Genomic DNA, 6773 nt, shown 5'->3' with positions numbered 1-6773 from the left:
CTAATTATTTAATTAAAGTACTCATTAGTCCCTTTTGTGGCAACAAAAAATTTACCTTTGTATTAGAACATTTAATAAATTATTGTGAGCGAAGGTGTACTTACTTGAGGTATTAGTAATTAAAGATTCTGTAAATAACGCGTTTTTTAAAATAAAAACTCAGTAGAAACAATGCGTAACATTTTACGATACGTTTTAATAGACAAACAATAAACGAGTAATTACGCTAGACACACTTTTTTGGGGAATAATCATGATGCATAGGATCTGATTACCTAAATGGAATTTGCCACGATAAATCAACAGAACTGAAGGTATTAAAGATGAATGTGTTTATAAAATGGTTGATTTTAGCTGCATTAATTATTGCTGCTATTGCCTGTTATTCTTATGGTAGCACTACTGGCTTATTTATTTTTATTATTGCGGGCTTTGTTTTTGAAATGGCATTTTGGTTTAAGGTGTTTCCTATAAAAAAGAAATCGTCATGATAGGAAGCCTATTTAACCGTCTTAAAAAATGAATTGTTTAAGTGGGCTTGCAGCTTTGAGCATAGAATAAATAATTAGTCTGCTATTACTTTGCTTAAATATTAGAAAGGCTGCATTTTTTGCAGCCTTTTGGTTTTTTAAACTCAGTGGGTAACTCTATCGCCCCAAATGTCTTCTAGGCGACTATCACGGCCACAACGCCAGCGATAGGTGTTATAACGAATAGGATTATTTTTGTAATAATCTTGGTGATAACTTTCATCGCCCTTTATAGGGTAAAAGGTTTTAGCATCAAGAATAGGGGTTACCACTGTTTGGTTAGTAAACTCATTCATAACGGCTTGTTTAGATTTTTGAGCTAGCTTTCGTTGCTGCTCATTGGCTACAAAAATTGCGCTACGGTAGCTTGGGCCTTTATCACAAAACTGACCTTTTGCGTCAAAAGGATCAATATTCACCCAGTAATGGTTTAAAATATCTTGATAGCTTAATACATTAGTGTTGTAGGTAACCAGCACAGCTTCGTAGTGGCCTTGGTGATTACCATTGTAGGTTGGATTTTTAAGTTCACCACCAGTAAACCCTGAGATCACATCGGTTACACCTTCGAGTTTTTCAAAGTCACTTTCCATACACCAAAAACAGCCACCGGCTAAAATAGCTTGTTCGGTTTTAGCGTATGTTAATGAGCTAAACAAAAGCCCCACAGAGGTCAATGCTAGCGCTAATGTGTGTTTCATAAAAATGTTCACCTTTAGTTATGTATAAATACTTGTATAGTAAGACCCGCTAACTTTAAAAACTCTTTCATTACAAAGTTGCTGAAGGGTTTGAACTCACTTTATATAAAACGGATGCGAGATATGAAAAGTTTAATGACGAATGATCATTTGCATGATGAATTATTAATCATTTTACAAAACAACTTTGCTCCCTCAGGGTATAAACTACCAAACGCTGATGAGTTGATACCTCATAATCAAAATGCCCAATACCATGGCTATGCATTTACTTTAAACCAAAAACGTATAATTTACAGAAAAGCTAAAATTACACCCGACAGACCTGGCGCTTTTTTAGCACTATGGAAACGCCCAGCGGATTTGAGTAATTCTAAACCAATTCCATTTGCCAATGAGTTTGACTATTTATTAGTAGCGGTTTCAAGTGATGGATTAACCACTATTAATAACCAAGTAGCAAATATACAAAAAGGTTTCTTTTTATTTCCAGTTGAGTTGTTAGTTAAAAAAGGCATCGTCACAGGTAGAAACCATAAAGGCAAAACGGCTTTTAGAGTATTTCCGCCTTGGAGCGAAAGTAGGGCATTAAAAGGGACTGGCGCATTTAGTAATTCTGCTATAGTCACTCAGCGTTGGCAATGCGATTATTTTTTAAATCAGAACCAACATGGCTTAGTTGATTTAATTAAGTTAAACAATATTTTAGCTAACGCTGTTTAAATTTGAATTATTAAGTCACTTTACGAGCATTGTCATATATAAGGTTGTTTACTAAAGTGAGATCACACAATCATACAAATATCAGGTGAAATATGAACCAGTTAACTGAAAAGTCAATCAGTTGTCCTTACTGCGGCGAAACCATAGAAGTATTAATTGATGTGGCTGATATTGATGAGCAATACATAGAAGATTGTCAAGTATGCTGTAAGCCCATTACGTTTGTGGTGTTTGATGATGAAGACGAGCTTGGCGTAAATGTGTATAGCGAAGATGATGCGTTTTGAAGGAATCAACAAGGCGAATGACATTACAACCACTTAATAATACGCATATTATCGAGCTAATGAGTTGGTTTAATGATCAACATGACATAACTCAATGGGCTGGCCCTTACTTTAGGTACCCATTTACGGCGCAGACTTTTATTGAAGACTTAAACCTTGATGTCTCGACTTCTTTTGTATTGGTTGGACAACAAAACGTATTACTCGCTTTTGGGCAATATTATCAACAAAAAAACAAATGTCATTTGGCGCGTTTAATAGTAAACCCTATACGAAGGGGGGAGGGAATTGCAGCCTCCCTAATTAAAGCATTATGTAAACATGGGCAATTAAACTTAAATGTTAATGATTGCTCATTGTTTGTTTATAAAAACAACCTAGCAGCAGTATCGGCTTATAAAAAGCTAGGCTTTAAAGTTGCTGCTAATACCCCAGAAAATCAAAACTTAAGCCCATTACCAGAAAACTGTGTACATATGGTTAAGTGATAAATTTTCTTTAATTTAGCTATTTTGCTGTTCACGCGCTAATTGGTTAGGCAACAACTGCTCTACAATTTCTCTCGCTGGTAAGGTGTAACGTACACCATCAAACATAACCGACGTAAACTCGTTAATATTAGTAATGCCGGTAAGGGTCCAACCTTCACCACGTTTTGGGCAGTAAACAGTAGTAGTTGGTTGTATTACTTTAAAATTGTCACTCATAGTTTATCTCAATTAATGCTTGTGAATACGGTATGGTAAGTTAATAATGCCATTCTATAAAGTTCTATTTAAAGCGCTGTAGTTATTTATAATGCTGCAGTGGTTGAACTTGTTTACTCTGTACGGCATTAGCATGTTTAAAACTATAAAATTACCTCGCGTTACCTTACGTTTAATTACTCACAAACATGGCTCAGCGTTATTAACTATTTTAAATAACCCGTTAGTGTATGAGTTTAATGACTATAAAACACCTTTAAACAAAGACCATATTAAACAATTAATTCAAGATGATATAAGCGGATATTACGAAGGTGAAGTGATTCGACTCGCTATTGAACATAATATGAGTGGCAAACTACTGGGTACATGTGGCTTATATAAAATATGTAAACAAACCCAAAGTGCTTATTTGGCCTTCGAACTCGATCCTTTTTATTGGCAGCAAGGCTTAATGCAAGAAGTACTTAAAGGCTTTGTCAGTGAAGTGCATAGCTCTTTAAACATTGAGCACTTATATGCAGAAATTCATGGTAAAAATGTACGCTGTTATAACTTACTCACTAAACTTGGCTTTGTATTTAACCCGCAACTTAATAGTGGCGTATGGCATAAGCAATTAACTAAAATGAGCCCCGTATGAGAATTAAAAAAACGATTATTTTAAATGTATTGTTAGCTGTTAGTGTATTTGGGTTTGTAATAACTGGGTTTAGTTATTATCAAAATAATGTTTCAGACTTTGTTGATGTAACCCTAGATTCGAAAGTGCTTGAAGAGTCTCGAAAAGTATTTATAAGATTACCTAACAATTATGATAAAACTAAAGCTTATCCACTTTTTATAAAAACAGACGGTAATTTTAATTTAGCTAATTGGGATAAGGCGCTAAAAGCATTAAATCCTGAAAGTATATTGAATGAGGCTATTTTAGTTGCCATACCTAATCAGTTTTTTTACTGATACTCGAAATCGTGATCTTGTGCCACCTTATGCAAGGAAGGACGTTAATATAAATCCTCGACCTAACAATGAAACTTCGCCTGAACTTTTTGGTAAAGCTGATTTGTTTTTAGCTTTTATAGAGCAGGAGCTACTTATACCAATCCGCAATAATACTTAATCATTTTGCGGGGCTAAACGTGTCGCTACCTGTGTTAAAAAACTCTCATTTAGAACAACTAAATAGCGAATTATTTGCCTAGCTATCAACTCGTTTTTCCAGCCTCAAAATAGACCACTTAATTAAGCGAATTGGTATTATTTATTTAGAGGCTAAATAAATGTTAACTGAAAACCGTATGTTAACTGTGTATATGTACAGTTAAGCCGTTTTGCTATAAATTATTTTATGGTGTAAATGGCTGGTGGATGTAAGGTAATACATGAAAGAACACATCATACTTAATTGTGTTTAAATGTAATCTTAGCAATGGGGTAATATAAATTATCGATTTACTCATAAGTGGAGTGGTGGGTTTATAACGCTTATTGAGTTTGGCTATCTGGATCGTTAAATAAAGAATTTAAATAACAAAAAAGGTGGGTGGTGCTTTATTTATATCAGCACCGGTCTATACGTTTAGGACTTAATTACAAAAGCGCTATTTTATTACTTAACTGTCTAAGCATATTTTCAGCATTAGGTAAGGGATCGTTTAACCCATCTATTAAGGTCATAAAATAACAGTCCATCATTACGCTTGCTTTTGTTTCATCAAACTTCGGTTGTTCACTAAAAAGCAGTTGTTTAAATTCATCCATCTGCGCTTTAAAAAAAGACGTTCTCCAAATGATGTCGCTAATTAATAGCTTACTAAATTCACTATTTTCACAATAAAAAGAATAAAGCGGATGAGCGTAATGACGTAACTTTAAGCGAGGGGAGTGCTGCGTATCTAACTGCTTTGCTTGGTTAATAATAACGGCTATTTGTTGTTGCATACCGGCCATCAATAAATCAATTTTATTTTCAAAATGACTAAACACTGTACCTACAGCAACATTGGCTGCAACCGCTATTTCTCTTGTTGATGTGTGATCGTAACCTTGCAGCAAAAATAATTCCCATGCTGAAGCTAAAATTTTATCGCGTGTCTTTTCTTTTTTACTCATTATATTTCAATGCTTTACTTGTTTTTTAAATAAAAGGGCTAAATCATTATTTGATTAATTGAGCGCGCTCAATTAATATTGTGAGCACGCTCATTTTTATAAGGGTGTTACATGAAGTTTATCAAACGTGTTATTGGTTATGTACTTTTTATTCCACTAATTTATTTTTATTCTTATTTGCTAGGGCCAATATTAAAAGTAGTTTTAGTCCCAGGAGGGGTTGCTTTTTTATGGCTTATTCTAGGGCCAACAGAGGGGACGCGTGCGTTAAAAAAAGCATTTAAGAAAAAATAGCTCAAGCTTCAACTAAACAAATCGAAAAAAGCCCTGCTATTTTGCAGGGCTTTAAGTTTAGCTTTGTGATTTTAAGCTTGAAAGCTCAACTGATATTAAAGAACGTATCTAAAACCAAAAGCAATACCGTCATCTTCAGATTGCTCCATTAGCGCTTGCTGCTGTTTATTATTACTTTCAAAATCACCAAAGTCTTTACGTGCTTCTACATAAAGTTGTGTGTCTTGGTCAATTAAGTAATGCACACCAATAACTGCAAACTGACGCTTAAATACATCGTTAGGATCGGCATTAAAGTTTGGTTGAATTACGTAGTCATCACCTGCATCAAATAAGTTATAGGCAATAAATGGTCTAAAATCGTTATCAAAGCGATACGACACAAATGTTTCAATACCAATCGCATCTTTAATTAAACGACCTATGTTATCTGTATCGTGGTTTTCGTTTTTGTTGATATTAGCGGCTACATACAAGCCTGGCGCATCAATATTGCCCCAAATAACACCTGCACCATAAATTAAATCGTCAACAGAGCGGGTTGTTCCGTCGCCATACGTTAATTCAAACTCGCCGCGGTTAATACCCGCGGTCAGTTTTAGCTTATCAGTCACGTTATAGGTTACTGCACCGCCAAACGTATAGTTAAATTCAACTTGTTGTGCAGCAGCATCTCCAGACTCAAAATTTGCTTGGCATTGTGATTCTGTAATATTACTTACATCGCAAGTATAAAAAGCGCTATTTTTTAACTGAGTTTGAACACTAAAGTCAAAGTCGTTGTAGCTATTACGGTATTGCAGTGTTTTATCACCACGACCAGTACCATTTACTGCACCATCGTCTTTGTTGTAAGTGTAAACACCGGCAGCGTTACCATCCCAAACATAGCTGTAGTTTGTTGCATACACAACATCAAACCACGCACCCCATTGTTTACCAATCGTAATTTGGCCGTATTTATCGTGTTTAAGTCCTGCATAACCTAAACGATTATATAAAAACTCATCCTGAATAGATTCAAAACGGTTGTTGTATACAATATCGCTACTGCCAACAGGGTTGACACCCCATTCAACTAAAGCCATTGCTTCCCAGCCGTTTTTTAGTTGGCGTTTAAAATCAAAATTAATTCGTGAGGCACCATTGACGATTTCGTTTTGACCTTGAGTATTTATCACTCGCGCATCAATATATCCGCCTACTGCGACTGTATTTTTTTCATCCTTAAACACTTCTACTGCTGAAACACTTGGAGCAGCTAAAATACCCGCAATTGCTAGCGATACTAATTTTCTTTTCATTGTGTGTGCCTTGCCTAAATTAAAGACGTTTTTATAGTTAACCTGAGATCTGCTTAAGCGATAACTAGTGCGTTGAGCTCTACGTCAGTTAAATTAAGGTGTGGCTTATTTT

General features: G+C 35.1%; 11 protein-coding genes. 7 read left to right on the top strand and 4 right to left on the bottom strand.

The features are described from left to right. Positions 1–323 precede the first annotated feature (323 nt). Entirely contained in the window at positions 324–491 is a 168-nt protein-coding gene (locus A9479_RS20025; protein ID WP_167380509.1) for a hypothetical protein, read from the top strand. 143 nt (positions 492–634) lie between these two features. Here the strand turns inward: A9479_RS20025 and msrA are convergent, their stop codons facing one another. Continuing rightward, positions 635–1231, bottom strand: a complete 597-nt coding sequence (gene msrA, locus A9479_RS19180; RefSeq protein ID WP_028835226.1) for a peptide-methionine (S)-S-oxide reductase MsrA — start codon at positions 1229–1231, stop codon at positions 635–637. A 123-nt stretch (positions 1232–1354) separates the two neighbouring features. On the opposite strand from msrA, the gene A9479_RS19175 reads away from it, so the two are divergent. The 3 genes from A9479_RS19175 (at position 1355) to A9479_RS19165 (ending at position 2729) form a co-directional block, all read left to right on the top strand. Beyond that, complete coding sequence (locus A9479_RS19175) at positions 1355–1954, top strand: MepB family protein (RefSeq protein WP_064664296.1); 600 nt, start codon at positions 1355–1357, stop codon at positions 1952–1954. A gap of 92 nt (positions 1955–2046) precedes the next feature. Further along, entirely contained in the window at positions 2047–2241 is a 195-nt protein-coding gene (locus A9479_RS19170) for a CPXCG motif-containing cysteine-rich protein (protein ID WP_013464956.1), read from the top strand. 17 nt (positions 2242–2258) lie between these two features. Then, the gene (locus tag A9479_RS19165) at positions 2259–2729 is read left to right on the top strand and encodes a GNAT family N-acetyltransferase (RefSeq protein WP_028835228.1); all 471 of its coding nucleotides are present in this window, start codon (positions 2259–2261) and stop codon (positions 2727–2729) included. A gap of 15 nt (positions 2730–2744) precedes the next feature. On the opposite strand, the gene A9479_RS19160 is transcribed toward A9479_RS19165, so the two are convergent. Then, on the bottom strand, positions 2745–2948 hold the full coding sequence (locus A9479_RS19160; protein ID WP_013464954.1) for a hypothetical protein: 204 nt from the start codon (positions 2946–2948) through the stop codon (positions 2745–2747). Between the two features lie 133 nt (positions 2949–3081). Between A9479_RS19160 and A9479_RS19155 the strand changes: the two genes are divergently transcribed. Next, the gene (locus A9479_RS19155) at positions 3082–3591 is read left to right on the top strand and encodes a GNAT family N-acetyltransferase (RefSeq protein ID WP_064664295.1); all 510 of its coding nucleotides are present in this window, start codon (positions 3082–3084) and stop codon (positions 3589–3591) included. Continuing rightward, positions 3588–3911, top strand: a complete 324-nt coding sequence (locus tag A9479_RS19150; RefSeq protein WP_231893601.1) for an alpha/beta hydrolase-fold protein — start codon at positions 3588–3590, stop codon at positions 3909–3911. The genes A9479_RS19155 and A9479_RS19150 overlap by 4 nt, the downstream gene beginning before the upstream one ends. Before the next feature lie 630 nt (positions 3912–4541). Here the strand turns inward: A9479_RS19150 and A9479_RS19145 are convergent. Next, a complete protein-coding gene (locus A9479_RS19145) occupies positions 4542–5063 on the bottom strand; it encodes a TetR/AcrR family transcriptional regulator (protein WP_028835232.1) in 522 nt (173 codons plus the stop codon). A gap of 111 nt (positions 5064–5174) precedes the next feature. Between A9479_RS19145 and A9479_RS19140 the strand changes: the two genes are divergently transcribed. Next, positions 5175–5357, top strand: coding sequence for a hypothetical protein (locus A9479_RS19140; protein WP_013464950.1), 183 nt, complete (start codon positions 5175–5177; stop codon positions 5355–5357). A gap of 95 nt (positions 5358–5452) precedes the next feature. Here the strand turns inward: A9479_RS19140 and A9479_RS19135 are convergent, their stop codons facing one another. Beyond that, positions 5453–6661, bottom strand: a complete 1209-nt coding sequence (locus tag A9479_RS19135; protein WP_028835233.1) for a porin — start codon at positions 6659–6661, stop codon at positions 5453–5455. Positions 6662–6773 lie beyond the last annotated feature (112 nt).

Source organism: Pseudoalteromonas sp. MQS005, assembly GCF_001661605.1.
GTDB lineage: Bacteria > Pseudomonadota > Gammaproteobacteria > Enterobacterales > Alteromonadaceae > Pseudoalteromonas > Pseudoalteromonas tetraodonis.
This window is presented reverse-complemented; position numbering and strand designations above follow the sequence as displayed.

What these genes read in the sequence shown, in the direction of transcription:
- A9479_RS20025 (WP_167380509.1), top strand. Translation starts at nt 324, where the DNA reads ATGAATGTGTTTATAAAATGGTTGATTTTAGCTGCATTAATTATTGCT.
- msrA (WP_028835226.1), bottom strand. Translation starts at nt 1,231, where the DNA reads ATGAAACACACATTAGCGCTAGCATTGACCTCTGTGGGGCTTTTGTTT.
- A9479_RS19175 (WP_064664296.1), top strand. Translation starts at nt 1,355, where the DNA reads ATGAAAAGTTTAATGACGAATGATCATTTGCATGATGAATTATTAATC.
- A9479_RS19170 (WP_013464956.1), top strand. Translation starts at nt 2,047, where the DNA reads ATGAACCAGTTAACTGAAAAGTCAATCAGTTGTCCTTACTGCGGCGAA.
- A9479_RS19165 (WP_028835228.1), top strand. Translation starts at nt 2,259, where the DNA reads ATGACATTACAACCACTTAATAATACGCATATTATCGAGCTAATGAGT.
- A9479_RS19160 (WP_013464954.1), bottom strand. Translation starts at nt 2,948, where the DNA reads ATGAGTGACAATTTTAAAGTAATACAACCAACTACTACTGTTTACTGC.
- A9479_RS19155 (WP_064664295.1), top strand. Translation starts at nt 3,082, where the DNA reads ATGTTTAAAACTATAAAATTACCTCGCGTTACCTTACGTTTAATTACT.
- A9479_RS19150 (WP_231893601.1), top strand. Translation starts at nt 3,588, where the DNA reads ATGAGAATTAAAAAAACGATTATTTTAAATGTATTGTTAGCTGTTAGT.
- A9479_RS19145 (WP_028835232.1), bottom strand. Translation starts at nt 5,063, where the DNA reads ATGAGTAAAAAAGAAAAGACACGCGATAAAATTTTAGCTTCAGCATGG.
- A9479_RS19140 (WP_013464950.1), top strand. Translation starts at nt 5,175, where the DNA reads ATGAAGTTTATCAAACGTGTTATTGGTTATGTACTTTTTATTCCACTA.
- A9479_RS19135 (WP_028835233.1), bottom strand. Translation starts at nt 6,661, where the DNA reads ATGAAAAGAAAATTAGTATCGCTAGCAATTGCGGGTATTTTAGCTGCT.